A 20,336-nucleotide genomic window follows, 5' to 3' on the forward strand; every position below is an offset into this window, starting at 1 on the left:
TGTGACGGTACGCGTTCGGGGGGCGTTGCGGCATTTCACCTGAGACAAACCATGAAGACTGCGATCCTGTTAGAGGCCGATGAGGCACTGCGCACGCAATTGTGCCGGGCGCTCGGCGTCACCGGCCTGATCCGCCGGCTCCATCCCCCCGCTCATGCAATCGTCTCGGTCGTGGGCGACATTGAGCTCGATCGCGACGCTCGCAGGGTTACTCGCCGCGGTCGCAGATTGCACCTGACGCCGGGCGAGTTTCGGCTGTTGGAAACACTGGCGCGCAAGCCCGGCGAGGTCTTCTCCAGGGAGGAACTCCTCGATGCGGTTTCCAGGCAGAACACGTCAAGCCTTCGTGCTGTTGACGTTCAGGTGGCGCGGCTGAAACTCGCCCTCACCGTTGGAGGGCGTGCCCCGGCGATCCGCACCGTTCGGGGGCGCGGATACATGATCACATGAACCGACTGGATCGCTAGTGTGACTTGCCGATGAGCCTGGACCGCAGGGCACTTGATATAGTGTCGAACACGAAGACGACGCACAGGATAAGCAGAACCATGTAGGCGACGTTCTCCCAGTCCTGATTGGTCCGCATCGCTTCCAGCAGTTTCAGCCCGATGCCACCGGCGCCGACAGCGCCGATGATCGTGGCGCCGCGGATATTGGCCTCCCAGAAATACAGCGTCTGGGAAATGACCACCGGCGCGATCTGCGGCACGATACCGAACCGATTGACCTCCACAGTGCTGGCGCCCACCGAGCGGATACCTTCGCGCTGCTTGTCATCGATGTTCTCGATAGCCTCCGAATACAGCTTCCCGAACGTCCCGGTGTCGGTAACAAAAATCGCCGCGATGCCGGCCAGTGGGCCGGGGCCGAAGCCCCGCGTGAACACCAGGGCCCAGATCAGCATGTCGACCGAGCGCGTGAAGTCGAACAAGCGCTTGGTCATCCAGTTGGCGGGCTTGGAATTCGTCACGTTCCGCGCCGCAATGAAGGCCAGGGGGAAAGCCAGCAAGGCCGCAAAGAGCGTTCCGACGAACGCCATGACGATCGTCTGCGCCAGCTTGTTGAAAACATCCCCATGCTGCCATTCCGAATTGGTCAGGAATTCATTCCAGGCCAATGACAGATTGGACTGGGCTGGGTCGATCCGCTCGCTTGAGGTCACGCTCGACCACACAGCCGGCAGGCCCATCCCCCAGAAGGGCGACGTCGTGTCGAACCAGAAATTCTCCCAGCCAAGGAAGCGCCGACGCACCAGCACCTGCGTCGACCTGATCTCGGCGCTGCCGGCAAAGCCGAAACTCACCGTGACGCGCCCGTTCTTCTCGGTCATCGTGGCAGGGGCATCCTCCGGCAACACCGCTGCGTCGCCGTCAAAGACGATGTCGTAGGCGACCCCATCGAGCACCGCGACGACGTCGGTCGTGGCAATTTCGATGCGATCGTCTGCTGATCCGAAGGTGACCTGCTTGCGCCCGTCCGGCAATACGGTCATCCAATCAGGATCAGGATTCTCGCCCAGAGGCGAAAAGCGCTGATGTTCGATCGCAATCGATCCGTCGGGCTGGAAGCGGAAGCGCGGCTGCGCCTCCCAGCTCACCCAATCGGCCATATAGATGCCGGCACGCTCCCATTTGCCCTGCCCAAGCTTGGTCCCGATATCGAAAAAGCTCCAGCAGTAGATCAGGTAGCCAAGCGCTCCGGCGACCAGCAACAGCCCGCCCCAGCGCTGCCACGGGCGGCGGTGGAAAACCTCGGGGTGAGCGCGGCGCAGACGGTGGCGTTCCTGCTCGGACAGCGTGATCGCGGACATGGCGGCTCCTAGGCTCCGAACTGAAAGGCGGCGTTGCCGACCAGGCGGCGGCGCAACCAGCCCGAGAGCTGGTCGATCGCCACGATGGTCAGGAACAGGAGGATAACGATGGCGTAGGTCTTGGCGGCGTGGTCGCGACCGATGGATTGGCGGAACACTTCCCCGATACCGCCGCCGCCGACGGCCCCGATAATGGTGGAGGCGCGCACATTGATCTCGGTGCGCAACAGGAAGTAGGAGACGAAGTTTGGCATGACCTGCGGCACAATGGCGAAACGCACGCGCTCGAACCAGTTGGCGCCCACGGCCCGCAACCCGTCATCGGGCTTCATGTCCGCGTTCTCCACCACCTCGAAGAACATCTTGCCCAGAGCGCCAACCGTATGCACGGATACGGCAAAGATGGCCGCGATCGGCCCCAGCGACAGCACCGCCGCCATCATGCCGGCCAGCACGATTTCGGGGAAAGCGCGCATCAGCTCGAGCAGGCGGCGGATGCCCCAGCGCAGCGGCCTGGCCACACCCAGATTGGAAGCCGCCAGAAAACAGAACAGAAAGGCAAAGAGCCCACCGATCAGCGTCGAGGCGAAGGCAATATTGAGCGTCACCAGCATTTCGTAGAAATATTCAGGCGCGTAAAGGCCGGTGCCGAACAGGTAATGGCGGCCGACCTCGTAGTCATATTTGAACGAGCCATCGGCATAGGGCGAAGGCAGGTCGAACATGGCGCGAACGATTTCGAACGGATCGTCGGGGACGAAATTCTTGATGAAGTCGAAAAGATAGGGCAGCCGCTCGATGAACTTGCCCGAGCTGGCATCATTGGCAAAGAGCAGCGCGAACACCAGCACCACCAGGACGCCAGCCAAGGCCAGCAGCGAATATAGCCGCCGCGTGGCCAGCAGTCGCTGGTAGTGGCGGTGGATGGTCTGGGTCGCCGCGGTCATGGCTTGGGTCTGGCTGATGTCGGCCATGCGCATCCTCGTGCAAAATTCGCGGTGTCGTTCCGGGGCCGGCCGGCGTCCATTCAAAGACTGCCGGCCCGCAGATGGCAGAAGGAACCTCGGGTTGCCCCCCGGCTTGCGCCGGGGCGACACCGCGTCTGGGTTGGTCGTGCTTAGCCGCCGATAGTCGCCTTGCGGGCGTCGATCACGGGCTGGTAGAAGCTCGGATCGACCTCGACATAGCCGTTGTAATCACCGGCCTGGGCGGCGCGGAAGCAGTCGTAATTGGTTTCCGGCAAGGCCTTGAGGAATGCTTCGATCTTGTCCTTTGTGCCCTGGTCCAGGCTCGAGCGCAGCACGATGGGACCGTTCGGGATCAGCGGCGACTTCCACACTTCCACCACGTCCTCCATGTCGAGCATGCCCTTGTCGACCATCGAGCGGATATTGCCCGAAGTGTAGCCCTCCATGAACTCGCCCACACCCGACCCCCAGGTCACGCCGGCGTCGAACTGGCCGTCCAGCACGGCGAGAACGTTGTTCTCGTGGCCGCCGCCAAAACCGGTTTCGGAAAAGTATTCCGCAACGGGCATGCCGATATCGTTGGGCAGGGCCACGACCGGGATCAGATAGCCCGAAGTGGAGTCCGGATCGGCGAAGCCGAGCTTCTTGCCCTTCATGTCTTCCAGGGTCGTGATGCCGCTGTCCTTGCGGGCCAGCATCACCGAATAATAACCGGTGGCGCCGTCAGTCTGTTCGGTGGTCAGGATCGGCTCGACCGCATTCGGGTCCTGCAGATAGATCGCGGCATAGGCAGAGGCGCCCAGCTCGGCATAGTCGAGCGTGCCGCCCAAAAGACCCTGAATCACGCCATTATAGTCGGCGGCCGGGAACAGCTGCACATCCGAAAAGCCGAGTTCGGCCTTCATCAGGTCGACCAGGCACTGGTTATCACGCAGGCGGTCGGCCTCGTTCTCGCCGCCGAGAAGGCCAATACGCAGGACATTGTCCTGCGCGAAGACGGCAGTAGTCATGGTCAAGGCCACGGAGGCCAGCAGGATCGTGCGGATCGCGGTCATGAATATCTTCCTTTGGTGACGCGGGTTGGTCGGCAGACCCGACAGATGCGGGCCGCGGAACGTCGTTACGGTGCCGTGCTGGCAACCGGGGATTTGATTGAGAGGGGCGATATCGACGTCGAAGTCAGCGCTTCCGAAAAAGCTTCCTTCAAACCATCGGCGCCATAGATGGTGCGCGCCACGTCGGTGGTCAGTTCGTCCGGCGTGCCGTCGAACACCACCTTGCCTGCCGCCATGCCGACGATGCGCTCGCAATAGGCGCGCGCGGTGTCCAGGGTATGCAGGTTGGTAATCACGGTAATGCCGTCGGCATTGATGTCGCGCAGGCTGTCCATCACGATCTGCGCATTACGCGGATCGAGGCTGGCGATGGGCTCGTCGGCCAGGATCATTTTGGGATTTTGCATAAGCGCGCGCGCAATCGCGACACGCTGCTGCTGGCCGCCCGACAGGGTCTGCGCCCACTGCATCGCCGTCGGCGCGATGTCGAGCCGCTCCAACGCCTTGAGGGCGGCGAGCTGCTCGTCCCCACTAAACAGGCCCAGCAGATTGAGCAGCGGGTTGCGCCCGTTGAGCCGGCCGAGCATCACATTGGTGATCACATCGAGGCGCGGCACCAGGTTGAATTGCTGGAAGATCATGGCGCAGTCCCGCTGCCAGCTTCGCAGCGCCTGACCGCGCAGCTCGGAGGTGCGAACGCCATCGCACTCCATATGGCCCGAGGAAACATCGGCAAGGCGGTTGATCATGCGCAACAGGGTTGATTTGCCGGCGCCTGAGCGCCCGATGATCCCAACCATCTGCCCCTGTGGGATGTCCAGGCTTACGCCGTTCACGGCGAGCTTGTCGCCGAAACGCCTCGACACATTCATGATACGCAGCATGGATTGCTCCCAGGCCCAGACTAATGGGAGCGATGCCTATGGTGCCGGGGTGAAGCTATGATGTCGTCGCCATGACAGATTGATGAAGGCGCCGCGCCGGCGGCGGCACCGCGACCTCGGCCAGATCCGCCCATACCGGCTGCGGCTGCCTATCGCCCAGGAGTGAGCGTACTCGCCTATTCGGCTGGCTCTGGCGCCGCGTTTGCCGCGTCCAGTTCCCGCTCCAACCGGGCCTCTTCCGCGGCCTTTGGCTTGGAGAACCGGGCCAGCAGCAGATAGGCCACCGGGGTCAGATACAGCGTTGAGATCGCAGCAAAGCTCAGCCCCCCAACCATGACCCAGCCGAGCGCCGACCGCGCCTCGGCGCCGGCGCCGCTGGCCAGCACGAGCGGCAATCCCCCCAGGATTGTGGCGATCATCGTCATCATCACCGGCCGCAACCGGATGTTGGACGCCTGCTCGATCGCCTCAGGCACCGATAATCCCTTGTCGCGCAGCTGATTGGCAAACTCGACGATCAGGATGCCGTTCTTGGCCATGATCCCCACCACCAGCACCAGCCCAATCTGGCTGAAAATGTTGAGACTGCCCCCTGTTGCCAGCAATGCGTAGAGCGCTGCCGCCACCCCAAAAGGCACGGTGGTCATCACAATGACAGCGCTCCACACGCTTTCGAACTGCGCCGCCAACACCAGCAGGATGATCACGAGTGCGAAACCGAAAGTGATGAATAGCCCATTGCTGGCTTCGCCCAGGGTCTTGGCTTCGGCCAGCGGAACGATCGACGTGCCTTCGGGCAGGATCGGCCGGGCCAGCTCCAGCATCTGGTAATAGGCATCCCCCAGGGCCAGCCCATCATCCAGGCTGGCCGTCACCGGCACCGCGCGTCGCTGTTGCTCCCGGCGCAACGAGGGCGGCACCGCAGCTTCAACGATAGTGGCAATGGTCGACATCGGCACATAACGGCCGTCGCCGGTCTTGACGAACAGACTCTCGAGATCGCGCGGATCATTGACCGGATTGCTGGTCGAGATCATCCGCACCGTATAGCTGGAATCATTGATGAACACGGTGCCGATATCGCTGCCGTCGATCATCGCCTGCATGGTGGTGGCGAGGCCATTGATATCGATTCCAAGCGCGTCGGCCTTGGTCCGGTCGACCGTCAGGGTAAGCTGAGGCTGGGTGGTGTCGAAATTGACCGTCACCCGCCCGAACCGTCCATCGTCCTGCAGCAGTTCTGAAATCTGGTTGGCGGTATCAGCCAGCACCGTATAGTCCGAACCGACCACCGCGAATTGCAGGCCGGAACCGCCGCCGCGAATGCCCAGACTATTGCCTTGCCCGACCGATGCGCGCACGCCGGGCACCTGCGCCATCAGCACATTGATATCATTGGCGATCTGCTGCTGGCTGCGCTCCCGCTCGCCCCAGGGTGCCAGTGTCAGGGTCAACCAACCTCCACTGCCCCAGCCCGACAGGACGAAGATCGAGCGCACCTCACCACTGTCGACAAATGGCTGCAGCATGGCTTCGACCCGGGTCAATTGGGTGCGGATATAGTCGAGGCTCACCGTATTGGGCGCCTGGATACGCAACTGTATCTGCGAGCGATCCTCGGGGGGGGTGATTTCCTGGCGCAGCTGGCCATAGACGAAATAGGACGACCCGGCGAACAACAGCGCGACCAGCACCACGACAAAAGGATTGGCCAGCGCCAGCTTCAGCGTCACCCTGTAGGCCGTCGCAAACTTGCTCCCGACGGCACGGAATACGCCCCGGTGCTGCGAGCGATTGCTCGTCTTGAGCAGGCGCGAGGCCAACATTGGCCCCATCGATAAGGCCACCACGGAGCTCAGCAACACGGCGATGGCCAGGGTAAAGCCGAACTCGCGGAACAGCCGCCCGGTTTGACCGCTGAGGAACGACAGTGGAATGAACACCGCGGCCAGGGTCAGCGTAGTTGCGACCACCGCAAAGAACACTTCCTGCGTGCCCAACACCGCCGCAGCGCGTGGCCCGGCGCCCATATTTTTGCGGCGCACGATATTTTCCAGCACCACGATGGCATCGTCCACCACCAGCCCGGTCGCCAGAACCAGCGCCAGCAGCGTGATGATGTTGAGCGAGAACCCTGCCAGATAGATGCCGGCTACGGCCCCGAGCAGCGCAATCGGCATGGCCAGCGCTGGCACAATTGTGGCGCGCCAATCGAGCAGGAATAAAAAGATGATCCCCACCACCACGACCAGCGACACGATCAGTGCAATCTGGACCTCATGCAGGGCACCGTCGATGAATACGGCATCATCGCTCGACACCTTGATCGTGACCCCTTCGGGCAACGTTTCGTTCAGCGTCTCGACAGCGGCGTGAATCCCTTTCGATATCTCGATCGTATTGGACTGCGCCTGCCGCACGATGCCCAGCCCGATGCCCGGCTTGCCATCGGAGCGCAGCGACGACGTGCTGGCCGCTGCATCGAACACCACCGTCGCCACATCGCCCAAAAGCGTGCGGTCCTTGATGATAATCGCCTCGAAATCGGCGGGAGTCGTCACCTCCGAAATCGCCCGCACAGTAATGTTCTGGTTCGGCCCGTTGATCGAGCCAGCCGGCGTATCGAAGGCGATGGTGGACAGCGCGGTGCGCACATCGGCCACGGTCAGCCCAAGGCTGGCCAGCTTGAGCGGATCGACATCCACCTCGAACGCCGTGTTGCGGGTGCCATAGACCTGAACTTCCGCTACCCCATCCACCGCACCGAGCCGTTCCGAGATCACATCATCGACCAGCGCGCTGAGTTCGGCCACCGACATGGTATCGGAAGTCACGGCCAGCTGGATCACCGCCTGCGCGTCGCTATCGGCTTTGAAGATGGTTGGCGTTTCAACGCCATCCGGCAAACTGCGCGTGGTGCGGCTCAGCGCATCGCGCACGTCCGAGGTGGCGACATCGAGGTTGACGCCGTCGGAGAACTCCAGCGTTACCCGGCTCTGTCCATTGAACGAGCTGGACGAAATCCCGGTGACGCCCTGCACCCGCGCCACCGCCCCTTCGACCACCGCGGTGACTTCGCGATCGATGGTTTCCGCCGCCGCCCCCGGGAAACTGGTCGATATCGAAATTACCGGCCGCTCGACGCTGGGCAGTTCACGTACTTCCACGCCCAGCAAGGCAGCCAGTCCGGCGACCACGATCATCGCATTGATCACCACCGCCAGCACCGGCCGACGCACGAACAGCGCCGCCAGGCTGCCACCGCGTTCGTTCTTTTGGGCAATCGACATGGAATTGTCCTTTAGTTTGCGGCGGTGGGTTCGGCTTGATCCGGGTTGCCATCCGGCCCATCGAGCAGGGCAACGTCGGCGCCTTCGCTGAGCTGCAGGATACCTTCGGTAATGATTGCATCACCCGGCCGCAGATCCCCCCGCACCAGCACGCCATCGCTATTGCGCTGCACGATTTCTGCCATCACGCGCGTGGCTTTTCCGGCATCATATTTCCAGACATACGAGCCCGCCGCCGACCACAGGATGGCCAGCGGGTTGACCGTGGGATACTGCTCGCCGGGAAAATTGAGTGCCACCGAAAACGACATGCCGGCGCGCAGGGCGCGGTCGGCATTGGGAATTTCCGCCTGCACCTGCAGCGTTCTGCTGGCCGGCTCGATCCGGTTATCGATGGCGCTGACCTCACCGGCAAAGCTGCGGCCAGGCAGTGCAACCGCCGTTACCGTGACCGGAGCTCCAGGGGCAATGGTTGCCGCGTAGCGTTCGGGCACCCAGAAGTCGACGAGGATCGAGGACGTATCGTCGATGGTGGTGACTGTGGTCTGCGCCGTCACATAATTGCCGGGCGTCACCCGGATCAGGCCGACCGTCCCGGCAATGGGGCTGGTCATGGTGCGGCGTGCCAGCGCCACCTGGGCATTGCGCAGTTCCAGATCGGCATTGGCAGCCGCCAATTGGGCTGCCGTCAACGCAGTTGTGGCCACCAGGCTTGAGCTGGCCAGACCTTCCGTCCGGGCCAATGTGGCGCTCGCATCATCGGCTGCCAGCTTGGCACGATCATAGGCAATCTGCTCGGCATCGGAATCCAGCCGCGCAATGATATCGCCAACAGCGACCACCTGGCCGGGGCGCACCAGCACCTCCGCCAGATTACCCCCGACCGGCGACGACACCGTCACCGACCGCGATGCAGTGCCTTCGCCGATCGCGTTGAGGGTGGCATTGATGGTGGCAAGCGTCACCGGGGTGGTCACGACGTTGGTCTGCCGCCCTGCCCCGCCCGGGCGGGCACCCACGCCACCAGCCGGCCGCCCAGCGGGTCGCGCCTTCTCTGGCGCGGGAGCGCCGAAAGGCAGCGCGATCCCGTAATTGGCCAGTGTGGCGGTCGAACCGGGGACAAAGAAGATCCAGGCGGCAGCTGCCGCAGCCAGAACAACAAGGGACGCCACGAACTGCCGTATCAAGCGCGGAACCTCAGATTAGCAATGCAAAAGGGCCGGCGAACCGACGAACACCGACAAATCCTAACAGCGCCGAACCTCGCCGCACATTACAATACGGTAAGGTCACGCAGCTGTGGGCTCACAAGGCGGCCGCAGCAGCCGCCAGCGCGTTAGCTGCCGGCGGCCTCGGCCTCCACGACCGCCAACCCTGCCATTGCCAGCGCAGCTTCGCGAGTTTTGGCGGCGGCAATGAAGCGGCCATTGTGACAGAAGCTGGCCCCAACAACGCCACTTGCCAGCTCGAGATCACCATTGGTCAGGCCGGCCCAGGCCGCTGGCAGATCGGCACGAACCTCAAACCCCTCATCGGCGCTGCGGATTGTCGCCAGGCACCAATCCTTGTCGCGCGGGTGCACTACGAACAGCAGGTGATCGGCACCCGCCTTAATGATGGCGGGACGGAATGGCATGCCCATGGGCAGCTCCAGAACGCGCGCCGGCCCGGCATCGATAATGGCCTGCTCCACCAAGCTCTCCGCCCGGAGCTTTGCTGCGCTCCGGGCGACCCGCGCCTCGACAAAGCTGCGGGCAATCGTCAGCGCCATCTGGAACGCCTCGTCTTCTGCGGCCGGATCGGTCTCGTCAAACACCGGTTTGAGCGTTTCCAGCAAGGCTGGCAATGTCAGCCCTGCCAGAGGTCCGGCAATCGATGGGCTGAGCGCCCCATTGTCCACCAGATCGATCGGCAGCACGAAGCCCGCATCGAACGAAGTATGGACCAGTTCGATGTGGGCCCCCGGCAGCCCCGAGGCGACAAGGTAAGCCCGGCCGTAGTGCTTCCAGATCAAGCCGAACGAGGAATAGGGCTGCCCGTCATCGCGCAGGGGCGCGCCGCGCTGGTGGTGGTCAAAGATCTGCGCCGCCGCGTCATAGGCGCCACCCACATCATAAATGATCCGGTCCGTCCCGGCTGTAATCCACTCCGGCGCCCGGCTGCGGACAATCCGCGCCTGTGGAAATAACCGGGTCAGGATGACGCTGGACAGCAATTCATCGGCATGGAAGCCACCGGAATGGGTGACGAGGAAATCTGGATTCATGCCCTAATACGCCCTGTTGCTCGCGGATGCTCCGCTTGGTGTCGCCCCCCAGATACCCATTGCTGCCCGTCGCCTCAACCCGCAATTTCCAAGCCAGACCTGCCCGGACTTGCCAATGAGCTGCAGGCCAGGCCCCGGGCACTGAGTTATCGGAAATGACCCCGGCTTGACATTCATCGTGTTGCATTCAATAGTTCGGTCAGTCACCGAACTAATTAGGACAGACCGTGTGAGCCAGGCCATTCGAATCTCGCGTCAGTTTTCACTGCGCTCTGTCATGGAAGCCATCGTGCAGGGCGGTCCGGTTTCGCGCGCCTCGATTGCCAAGCAGACCGGGCTCTCCAAACAGACTATTTCCGAGATCGTTCGCCAACTCGAGGATGAGGGCTGGGTTCGCGAGACCGGCCGCACCAGCGGACATGTCGGGCGGACGGCCGTGACCTATGAGCTGATCCCATCGGCAGCCTATATCGTCGCTGTCGATCTGGGGGGAACCAAGGTACGGGTCGCTGTATGCGACCTGTCGAGCCATGTCTTTGCCGAGGACAGTGAGCCCACCCATCCCGGCGGCGGACAGGCCATTGTCGAGCAGATCGCATCGCTGTGCTGGCGAGTAGCGGAAAAAGGCGGCGTGCCACGCGAGAAGCTGCGCATCGCCGTCGTGGGGGCGCCCGGTGCGCCCCAGGCAGATACGGGCCGCGTGCTCCTGGCGCCCAACATTGCCGGATTCGATCAGATGGACGTCGCCGGGTCCCTGGAAACCGCTCTTGGCTTCGACGTCATGCTGGAAAACGACGTCAATCTGGCCGTGCTCGGAGAAAGCTGGCTCGGCGCCGGCCAGGGCATCGACAATCTGGCCTTCATCGCCCTGGGCACCGGCGTCGGCAGCGGGCTCATGCTCAATGGCCAACTGGTTCGCGGCGCCAGCAATGCGGCGGGCGAGCTGGGCTTCCTCCCGTTTGGCGCTGATCCGTTTGAACCGGAATCGCTGCGCGCTGGCGCCTATGAGCGCAAGGTCGCCTCCCTCGGCATTGTCGCGCGTTATCGCGAGCTGGCCGGGCACGACGCCACCGTCCCTGCCATTTTCGAACGTGCCAATACCGGCGATTCCAATGCCGCCACGGTACTGGATGAGACGGCGCGCTATCTCGCCCGTGGCATTGGCGCAATTGCGGCCATAGCCAACCCGGAAAAGGTCATCCTGGGCGGCTCGATTGGCGCCCGGCCAGAGCTGGTCGAGCGCGTTCGCCAGGTGCTGCCGCTGTGCTTCCCCTACACAGTACAGGTCGAGGCCAGCGTCCTTGGCAATCACGCAGCGCTGGTTGGCGCCGCCGCCATCGGTCTCAGCCACCTGCACAATGCACTATTTGGCGCCGATTCCCCGGAATCGCGGATTTCTCTGCCCCCTGCCAACGCCGTCTCGATGCGTGAGGTGTTGCTGTGAGTCCCCTGCCCGCACTCCAGGCGCGTCTGCAGGCCGCCCTTGATCGGGACGATGCCATCGCCTTGCTACGGGGCGCCATTGGCAAGAACAGCATCACCGGCAACGAAGCCAATATGGTTGGCTATCTGCAGGACGAAATGCAGCAGCGCGGCCTTACTGCCGTCGAGACCGCCGAATTCGCGCCCGGCCGCCCCAATGTCTGGGGTCACCGGGCCGGCGGCGGCGGCGGCCCGCGCCTGCAATTCATCGGCCATACCGATACCGTCCATGTCGACGGCTGGCATGAGCACTGGGCCGGAGACCCCCGCCAAGATCCGTTCGCTGCCCCGATCATCGACGGTCACATCTGGGGGCGCGGTGCCGGAGACCTCAAGGCCGGCATCTGCACCAGCCTCGCCGCCCTGTCGTTGCTGGACCGCGCCGGGATTCGCCTCAAAGGGGACGTGGCCCTGGCCTTTGTCGGTGACGAAGAAAGCGGACAGCCCGGGAGCGGCATCTCGGCCGGCATCAAGGATTATGTCGGCCGCATCGAGGCCGGCACTATCGCGCGGCCCGATTTCTGCGTCTATGTCGAACCCACCCGCCTGGCGGTCTATCCCGCCCAGATTGGCTTCCTGATCGCCGACATCGCGGTCACGGGAAAATCCGCCTATTTCGGCGTCCCCGAACTCGGTCACGACGCGCTCAAGGCCAGCCACGCCATCATGACGGCGCTGTGGGCACATTCGGATGATGTTTCGGCCCGCGCCGAGCATGATCTGGTCGGCCGCGGCTTCCTGCTGATCACGACTCTGCAGGGCGGTGGCTTTATCGCCGTGCCGGAGGCCTGCACGCTCTCGCTGATCCGCAAGCTGCTGCCCGGAGAATCACTGGATGCTGCCGCAGCCGAGCTTGAAGCCGTGATTCGCGGCGCCATCGCTGACCCCGCCATTACCGTTTCGATCACCTACCCGGCCGGCCGCGACCATCCGCTTGGTGGCACCGCTGCCGAAGTCGACATGACCCATCCGGCGGTGACCCAGCTCAGCCAGGCCGTTGCCGCCGCCATGCCGGGACGCGGAGCGCTCGAGGGGGCGCCGTTCTGGTCGGAAAGCCCGTTCCTGGTCAATCGCCTGGGCATCCCGGCGGTTTATTGCGCGCCGGGCGACATCCGCAACTGCCACACGTTTGAGGAACGCGTCAGCGTCGAGGAATACCTCGCTGGCATCGTGGCCTTCGCCTGCTTCATCGCCCTCTATTGCGGCGTCGAAGACGAGATCTAGGGAACTGCACTTCAAGGGAGAACGAGAATGAAAACGACAACTGCACTGGCGACGGCCCTCCTGGCCGCCACTCTTTTGAGCCCCATTGCGGCCCAGGCCCAGACCGTGGGGCCCAATGGCGAAACCGCCACCCCGTCTGCGCAGGTCGCCTTGAGCGATGCCGATATCGCCGAACTGACCGGTAAGGGCTACAAGGCGGCGCTGCTTTGGCACACGTCGTCGGACTTCATCAATGCCGTGTCGAGCGGCGCGCAGGATGAGTTCGCCCGCGCAGGCGTCGAGGTGGTCGTCACCACCGATGCCGGTTTCGATGCCGCCAAGCAGCGGTCCGACATCGAGACCGCCCTGACGGCTTCGCCGAACGTGATCCTGTCGCTGCCGCTGGATCCGGTTACCTCCGCCGAGGCATTCCGCGAAGCTGCCGGCACTGGTGTCGAGCTGGTCTTCCTGTCCAATCTCCCTGCCGGCTACGTCCACGGCACCGATTATGCGGCCATCGTCACCGATGACCTGTTCCAGATGGGCAAGCAGGCCGCCGATACCCTTGCCGCCGCCATCGGCGGTGAAGGAGAAGTCGGCTACATTTTCCACGATGCCGCCTACTACGTCACCAACCAGCGCGACCAGGCCTTCAAGGCCACCATCGAAAACGACCATCCCGGCATCAAGATCGTCGCCGAACAGGGCATTTCCGATCCCGCCCGTGCCGAGGAACTGGCCAGCGCCATGCTGCTGCAGAACCCTGACCTCGACGGCATCTATGTGACCTGGGCCGAGCCCGCCGAGGGCGTCCTGGCTGCCCTGCGCAGTGTCGGCAATAGCGATACCAAGATCGTCACCCTCGATCTCTCCGAACCGGTGGCGCTTGACATGGTCAAAGGCGGCAATGTCGTCGGCCTCGTCGCCGACGAAGCCTATGAACTGGGCCGCGCCATGGCAGCTGTCGGGCTCAAGGGGCTGCTCGGGGAAGAAACGCCAGCCTTTGTTGTCGCTCCGGCCCTGACCGTCACCGCCGACAATGTAGCCGAAGGCTGGCAGCAGTCTCTGCACCGCGATGCGCCGGCTTCGGTGCTTGGCAAATAAGCATCAGCCAATCGTCAATAATTGGCGACCACCCTCAGGAGGATAAACCATGCGTAAACACTTGATCGCCGCATTAGGGCTGGCAACGGCCCTGACGCCGGCCAGCGCAATGGCGCAAGCCCCCGTCACCGTGGGCCCCAATGGCGAACCCGCGACCCCGGTGGCTGCGCTCCAGCTCACCGATGCCGAAATCAACCAGCTCAAGCAAGGCGGCTTCACTGCCGCCTTCGCCTGGCACGAGCTTTACGATTGGTCCGGGGCCGTTGCCCAGGGTGCCAAGGATGAGTTCGCGCGGCTGGGGATCGAGGTGGTGGCGGAAACCGACGCGGGCTTCGACGCCGCCCGCCAGCAGGCCGATGTCGAAACCGTCATGAGCCGTAGCCCTTCCATCCTCGTTTCTCTGCCGGTCGATCCGGCGGCGGGTGCCAGCACCTATGCCGCCGCGCTCCAGGGCGGCGCCAAGATTGTCTTCGTCGACAATGCGGCGGCCGGTTTCGTCCATGGCCAGGACTATGTCACCACAGTCTCGGCTGACCTCGTCGGCATTGGCGAAAAGACGGCCGAAGCGATGAACCAGGCCCTCGCAGGGGCTGGCAAGGTGGGCTACATCTTCCACGATGCCGACTTCCATGTGACCAATCTGCGCGACGCCGCGTTCAAATGGCACATCGAGAACACCTATGACGGTCTCGACATTGTCGCCGAAGCCGGCATGGCCGACCCCGCCAGGATCGAAGACATTGCCAACGCCATGCTGCTGCAGAACCCCGATATCAATGGCCTCTATGTGCCATGGGCCGAACCGGCAACCGGTGTGCTCTCGGTGTTGCGTCAGCTCGGCCGTGACGATGTCAGGATCGTGACCATCGATCTGAACGAGCCTGCTGGTCTCGACATGGTCTCGGGCGGCAGCATTGCCGCTTTGATTGCCGATGAGGCCTACAATATCGGCGTCTATGCGGCCCGTGCCGGCGCGGCTTCCCTGTTGGGTCGCGATGTCGATCCATTCCTGGTCGTTGATGCGCTCATCGTCGGTCCGGCCAATGTTGCCGAAGGCTGGCAGCAATCGCTGGGCCATGCCGCGCCGCCATCCGTGCTCGCCGCCGGCAACTGACCAGGCCAGTTTCGGGTGGGGCCACGGCCCCGCCCGAGCCTCATTCACGTCCGCGCTGGCAACAGCGTCAGTCAACGCCAAGACAGAGGATCACTATGTCCCCGCCATCCACCACACACCCGGCCGAGAGCTCGCCTCTGGCACGCCTGTCCCGGATTAATCTGCAGCAATATGTGGTCTATGTCGGCTTTGTCGCCATCTTCGTCTTCTTCGCCATCGTTTTGCGCGACAGTGGCTTTCTGACCTCGCGCAACCTGGTCAATATCGCGCTGCAGACCGCGCCCGCCACCATTATGGCCATCGGCCTGGTCTTCGCACTGTCTGCCGGCGACATCGACCTGTCCATCGGCTCCACTGTAGCGGTCTCTGCCCTCTGCGCGGCCATGGCCATGGCAGCCATGCCCGAGGCGGGCCTGCTGCTTGGTGTCGCCGCCGGCATTGGTGCCGGTCTTGCCATTGGCCTCGTCAATGGGCTGCTGGTCGCCTATCTGCGCCTGCCGTCCTTTCTGGTGACCCTTGCAACCATGGGCCTGTTCGCCGGTGTCGCCCGTTCGCTGACCCAGTTGCGCTCGATCCCGGTCACCGATTCCATGTTCACCGGCCTGTTCGGTTCGGGTTCGCTGTTCGGCATTCCTTCGCTGGTCATCTGGACCGTCGTGGCCGTCGGTATCGGCCACTTCGTCTTCCGTCAGACCAGGTTTGGCGCTCATGTACTGGCCACCGGTGACAATCCCCGCGCTGCCATGGTCACCGGCATCAAGGTCCCCCGCATCCGCCTGACCGTGTTCCTGATCAGCGGCGCCATGGCGGGCCTTGCCGGCCTGCTCTACTCGGGGCGGCTGCAGGCGGCCAAATATACGCTGGGCGAAACCGACCTGATGACCGTTATCGCAGCGGTGATTGTCGGCGGAACGCTGCTCAATGGCGGCAAGGGCTCGATCATTGGCGCCCTGGTGGGATCGCTGATGATGGGCCTGCTCAACAATGGCCTCATCCTGATGGGCCTCTCCGTTTCCGACCAGATGATCGTGCGTGGCCTCATCATTCTGGCCGCCGTTGCCGTGTCGCTGCGCGAAACCACGCGCTGAAGGGAGCCACCATGTTTCTCGACGTTCTCCGCCGCCGCAATCCCGGCTTTATCCAGGCAGCCATGGCCCTGCATCAGGAGGGGCGCATCCCGGCCAATGCCTATGTGCTCGATCTGGATGCCGTCACCGCCAATGCGCGCGTACTCAAGGCCGAGGCCGATCGGCTCGGGCTGGACATCTTTGCCATGACCAAGCAGGTCGGCCGCTCGTCGAGCTTCTGCAAGGCCGTCATGGCCGGGGGCATTGCCCGGTCGGTTGCCGTCGACATGGCCTGTGCCCGCGCCACCCACAATGCCGGCATGGGCATCGGTCATCTCGGCCACCTGTCCCAGATCGCCCGGTTCGAGGCCGATGCCGCAGCAGCCACGCTGCGTCCCGACAACTGGACCGTGTTCAACGCCACCAAGGCAGCTGAAGCCGCCGCCGGCGCGGCCAAGGCCGGGCGCGTTCAAAACCTGCTGGCCCGGATCAAGGCCGAAGGCGACACCTTCTATCGGGGCCATGAAGGCGGCTTCGATGCCGACGACATCATTGCGGTCGCCGACGCCCTCGATGCCCTGGCCGGCGGCAAGTTCGCCGGGATCACCACCTTCCCGGCCCTGCTGTTCGATCACGCCAGCCGCACGGTCAAGCCGACGCCCAATCTGACGACCCTCACCCGCACCGCCGAGGCGCTGCGCCGCGCCGGTCGTAGCGATATCGCCATCAACGCCCCGGGCACCACCTCCTCGGTGCTGCTGGCTGCGCTGGCCGCCGCCGGCGCCACCCAGTGCGAGCCGGGCAATGGCCTGCATGGCACGACCGCCCTGCACGCCGTTGAGGACCTGCCCGAACTGCCCGCCGTGCTGTACCTGAGCGAAGTCTCCCACCTGTCGGGCGGCAAGGCCTATTGCCTGGGCGGCGGCTTCTATATCGATCCCATCTTCCCCGACTATCCGGTCAAGGCGCTGGTTTCGCCTGAGCCGACCGTTGACGCGTCGGCCCTGCTGGAAGTCGAAATACCGCCCCCCAGCGCCATCGACTATTACGCCATGATCGACGCGACCGGCAGCCGCGCGCCGCAGCCAGGCGACAGCGCCGTATTCGGCTTCCGCGGACAGGCCTTTGTCACCCGCGCCTATGTGGTGGGCGTCTCCGGAATCGCGACCGGCAATCCCCAGATCGAGACAATTGAAAACAGCTTCGGGCATCCCGAAGCCTGGCCGCTCTAGGAGTTCGAGATGAACCAGTCCCCAACGGCCCCCGTGCTGGCGCTCGGCAATATCCGCAAGAGTTTCGGCGGCGTCGTCGCCATCGAGGATTTCAGCCTCACCATCGCGCCGGGCGAAATCGTCGCTTTGGTCGGCGATAACGGCGCCGGCAAGTCGACCCTGATCAAGATCATTTCGGGGGTCTATGTTCCCACCTCGGGCTCGATCCTGATCGATGGCGAACCTGTCGCCATGTCCAGCGCCACCAAGGCACGCGAGAACGGCATCGAGGTTGTTTATCAGGACCTCGCCCTGGCCGAGCAGCAATCGGTCTATATGAACCTGTTCCTGGGCCGCGAAATGACCAAGGGGCCCCTTGGCCAGCTGGATCGCAAGTCCATGATCGCCGAGACCCAGCGCCTGGTCGACGAACTCGATGTCCGCATCCCCTCGCCCCATGCCACCATTCGCGATCTGTCGGGCGGCCAGCGCCAGGGGGTCGCCATCGCCCGCGCCACCCACTGGGCCAAGAAGCTGATCCTCCTCGATGAGCCGACCGCCGCGCTCGGCGTCGCCGAGACCGCCAAGGTCGAGGCTATTATCGCCGCCCTCAAGGCCCGCAATATTGGCGTCCTCATCATCAGCCACAGCCTCGACCAGGTCTTCCGCCTGTCCGATCGCATCTGCGTGCTCCGTCGCGGCAAGCAGATCGGCATCCGCACCACCGCGGCGACCGACAAGAACGAGATCGTCTCCATGATCACCGGCCTCAACGCCAGCTGAGGTCAATGGCGACGACAACACCCGCCAGAGCATGCGATCACCCGCTGGAGGCCGGCAGCAAGCGTTGCCGGCCCGCCACAGATTGCGGTCACGATAATGAGAGCGATTGTTCCTGTTAAGGTTTGCAGAGTATTGATTTTGCCGTGCGAGGCTCCCGAATCTGCGTTCAGGCTGGGCCTTTAGCAATCCCAATACTGCGTCGCCGTGCATGGAGTCCGCATGAACAAGTTCCTGATCTGCCTCTTCGCAGCGCTGGCCGGCACCGCCGTCGCCATGCCGGCGAATGCTCAGGATGTCGCGACGGCAGCCGTCACCCGCGTCACCATTGCCCCACCGCAAACCCCGCTGGCTGCCAATATCAAGGCCGCGCTCTCTGCCGCCTATTATGGCGCCCCCAAAGGCAGCGCCACCTATGAAGCCGGCCAGAAGCTGTATTTCTTCTATGGCGAGCGCCATTTCGAGCCGATCTGGCTGGACCAGGCCGCCGATGGCGGCGTGACGTTTTCCGCCCCGGCCCGCAAGATCCTCAAACTGTTCGAGGACGCGGCCCGCGAGGGACTGCGCCCGAGCGACTACCTGACACCGGCGCTCGACGTCGCCACGGCCCAGTCCGACCCAGCCGGGATGGCGGCGCTGGAGACGGCATTTTCCAAGGCCACAATGGCCTATGCCACCCATATCCATACCGGCCGCATCAAGCCGCAATCGGTGGACTCGCAGCTCGATATCCAGCCCAAGCATCTCGATGAAGCAGCGCTGCTGGTTGAACTGGCCAGGAGCGCTGACCCGGTTGCGGTGCTGGCCAAGCTCGAGCCGACCCATCCAGAATTTCTGGCGCTTAAAGCTGCCCTGGCCAAGTTCGAGGACGGCACCGTCGATCGCCCCGCCGCCATTGCCGATGGCCCGCTGCTCAAGCCCGGCGTCAGCGATGCGCGCATGCCGCTGATCCGCGAACGCCTGGGCCTGCCGGCCGATGCCTCGCTGATCTATGACGATGCGGTTGTTGCCGGGATCAAGGCCTTCCAGGAAAGCCTGGGCCTGTCGCCCGATGGCGTTACCGGGCCGGCGACCATTGCCGCGCTCAATGGCGGCGCGGCCGTCAGCCGCGACGACATCCTGGCCAATATGGAACGCTGGCGCTGGATGCCCACCGATCTCGGCAAGTTCAACGTCTTCGTCAACATTCCCGAATTCCGTCTTGCCATCAGCCGCGACGGGGTCGAGCAATACACCACCCGCGTCGTGGTCGGCACCACCAAGAACCAGACCCCGGTGTTCTCGGACAATATCCGCCACATCGTGGTGAACCCCTACTGGAACGTGCCCTCCTCGATCGTGAAGGGCGAAATCGCCCCCAAGACCCTGGCCAATCCGGGCTATATCGACAGCCAGAACATGGACCTGCTGTATAATGGCAGCGCCGTCAGCCCCTGGGCCGTCAACTGGGCCGAAGTCAGCCCCGCCAATTTCCCCTTCCGCGTGCGCCAGCGCCCCGGTCCGGGCAATGCCCTGGGCCAGATCAAGTTCCTGTTCCCCAACAAGCACGACGTCTATCTGCACGACACCCCGTCCAAGGGCCTGTTCGGTCGCGACTACCGCGCGCTCAGCCATGGCTGCGTGCGCGTGCAGAACCCGATGGAATTCGCCGATGCGCTGCTGGCCAACGAGACGAGCATGAGCCGGGCGTCGCTCGAGGCCATGTTCGGCCCCTCCGAGCGGTGGGTGAACCCGCAGTCCTCGATCCCCGTGCACCTGGCCTATTTCACGCTGCGCGTCGACGACAATGGCACCATCCGCTCGTTTGGCGATCTCTATGGCCACAACGCCAAACTGATCGAAGCCATGGCGAAGTAAGCATGCCACGCCGCCGCCCGGGCCACGGCCCGGCGGGTATCTCACAGGCGATGCATGCGGCGAGACCTGCCTCATGATGAATATATAAGCGAGGCACGCCTCGCCGCCTGCGATGGGATTTCCGGAACCCGCTGGCGGCCCGCCTCTTGAGCTTAGGCAGACACAACCCGCTTGGACCCAAGGCAGGGCGAACACCCACCTCGCCCATCTGCTCCGTTACGGACCGGTTCGCGCGACCCCGCCTG

General features: G+C 63.8%; 16 protein-coding genes. 9 read left to right on the top strand and 7 right to left on the bottom strand.

Going from position 1 to position 20,336, the window contains the following annotated elements:
* Nucleotides 1-51: 51 nt before the first annotated feature.
* Nucleotides 52-450, top strand: a complete 399-nt coding sequence (locus BUA69_RS07310; protein WP_052950573.1) for a winged helix-turn-helix domain-containing protein — start codon at nt 52-54, stop codon at nt 448-450.
* A gap of 13 nt (nt 451-463) precedes the next feature.
* Here BUA69_RS07310 and phnE (BUA69_RS07315) read toward each other — a convergent pair whose 3' ends face one another.
* The 7 genes from phnE (BUA69_RS07315) to BUA69_RS07345 form a co-directional block, all read right to left on the bottom strand.
* Nucleotides 464-1,810, bottom strand: coding sequence for a phosphonate ABC transporter, permease protein PhnE (gene phnE / locus BUA69_RS07315; protein ID WP_046135440.1), 1,347 nt, complete (start codon nt 1,808-1,810; stop codon nt 464-466).
* A gap of 8 nt (nt 1,811-1,818) precedes the next feature.
* Nucleotides 1,819-2,790 carry a phosphonate ABC transporter, permease protein PhnE gene (gene phnE / locus BUA69_RS07320; protein ID WP_046135441.1) on the bottom strand — a complete coding sequence of 324 codons (972 nt, stop codon included), beginning with the start codon at nt 2,788-2,790 and terminating at the stop codon, nt 1,819-1,821.
* 137 nt (nt 2,791-2,927) lie between these two features.
* Complete coding sequence (gene phnD / locus BUA69_RS07325) at nt 2,928-3,833, bottom strand: phosphonate ABC transporter substrate-binding protein (RefSeq protein ID WP_046135442.1); 906 nt, start codon at nt 3,831-3,833, stop codon at nt 2,928-2,930.
* 65 nt (nt 3,834-3,898) lie between these two features.
* Entirely contained in the window at nt 3,899-4,717 is an 819-nt protein-coding gene (gene phnC / locus BUA69_RS07330; RefSeq protein ID WP_046135443.1) for a phosphonate ABC transporter ATP-binding protein, read from the bottom strand.
* Between the two features lie 176 nt (nt 4,718-4,893).
* The gene (locus BUA69_RS07335; protein WP_046135444.1) at nt 4,894-8,007 is read right to left on the bottom strand and encodes an efflux RND transporter permease subunit; all 3,114 of its coding nucleotides are present in this window, start codon (nt 8,005-8,007) and stop codon (nt 4,894-4,896) included.
* A gap of 11 nt (nt 8,008-8,018) precedes the next feature.
* Complete coding sequence (locus BUA69_RS07340) at nt 8,019-9,179, bottom strand: efflux RND transporter periplasmic adaptor subunit (RefSeq protein WP_244468760.1); 1,161 nt, start codon at nt 9,177-9,179, stop codon at nt 8,019-8,021.
* Nucleotides 9,180-9,343: 164 nt separating this feature from the next.
* The gene (locus tag BUA69_RS07345) at nt 9,344-10,273 is read right to left on the bottom strand and encodes an MYG1 family protein (RefSeq protein WP_046135446.1); all 930 of its coding nucleotides are present in this window, start codon (nt 10,271-10,273) and stop codon (nt 9,344-9,346) included.
* A gap of 229 nt (nt 10,274-10,502) precedes the next feature.
* Between BUA69_RS07345 and BUA69_RS07350 the strand changes: the two genes are divergently transcribed.
* The 8 genes from BUA69_RS07350 to BUA69_RS07385 all read left to right on the top strand — a co-directional run bounded on the left by BUA69_RS07350 (nt 10,503) and on the right by BUA69_RS07385 (nt 20,091).
* Nucleotides 10,503-11,717, top strand: coding sequence for an ROK family transcriptional regulator (locus tag BUA69_RS07350; protein ID WP_046135447.1), 1,215 nt, complete (start codon nt 10,503-10,505; stop codon nt 11,715-11,717).
* Nucleotides 11,714-12,979, top strand: a complete 1,266-nt coding sequence (locus BUA69_RS07355) for a M20 family metallopeptidase (protein WP_046135448.1) — start codon at nt 11,714-11,716, stop codon at nt 12,977-12,979. Before BUA69_RS07350 ends, BUA69_RS07355 begins: the two co-directional genes overlap by 4 nt.
* A 27-nt stretch (nt 12,980-13,006) precedes the next feature.
* The gene (locus BUA69_RS07360) at nt 13,007-14,062 is read left to right on the top strand and encodes a substrate-binding domain-containing protein (protein WP_046135449.1); all 1,056 of its coding nucleotides are present in this window, start codon (nt 13,007-13,009) and stop codon (nt 14,060-14,062) included.
* A 49-nt stretch (nt 14,063-14,111) separates the two neighbouring features.
* Nucleotides 14,112-15,176, top strand: a complete 1,065-nt coding sequence (locus BUA69_RS07365; RefSeq protein WP_046135450.1) for a substrate-binding domain-containing protein — start codon at nt 14,112-14,114, stop codon at nt 15,174-15,176.
* 95 nt (nt 15,177-15,271) lie between these two features.
* On the top strand, nt 15,272-16,264 hold the full coding sequence (locus tag BUA69_RS07370; protein WP_046135451.1) for an ABC transporter permease: 993 nt from the start codon (nt 15,272-15,274) through the stop codon (nt 16,262-16,264).
* Nucleotides 16,265-16,275: 11 nt separating this feature from the next.
* Complete coding sequence (locus BUA69_RS07375; RefSeq protein ID WP_046135452.1) at nt 16,276-17,475, top strand: alanine racemase; 1,200 nt, start codon at nt 16,276-16,278, stop codon at nt 17,473-17,475.
* Nucleotides 17,476-17,484: 9 nt separating this feature from the next.
* On the top strand, nt 17,485-18,237 hold the full coding sequence (locus BUA69_RS07380; protein ID WP_046135453.1) for an ATP-binding cassette domain-containing protein: 753 nt from the start codon (nt 17,485-17,487) through the stop codon (nt 18,235-18,237).
* 219 nt (nt 18,238-18,456) lie between these two features.
* Nucleotides 18,457-20,091 (top strand): L,D-transpeptidase family protein, encoded by a 1,635-nt coding sequence (locus BUA69_RS07385; RefSeq protein WP_052950574.1) that lies wholly within the window; start codon nt 18,457-18,459, stop codon nt 20,089-20,091.
* The last annotated feature ends 245 nt before the right edge of the window (nt 20,092-20,336 follow it).

Origin of the sequence: Devosia limi DSM 17137, from assembly GCF_900128975.1 — a bacterium.
Lineage (GTDB): Bacteria > Pseudomonadota > Alphaproteobacteria > Rhizobiales > Devosiaceae > Devosia > Devosia limi.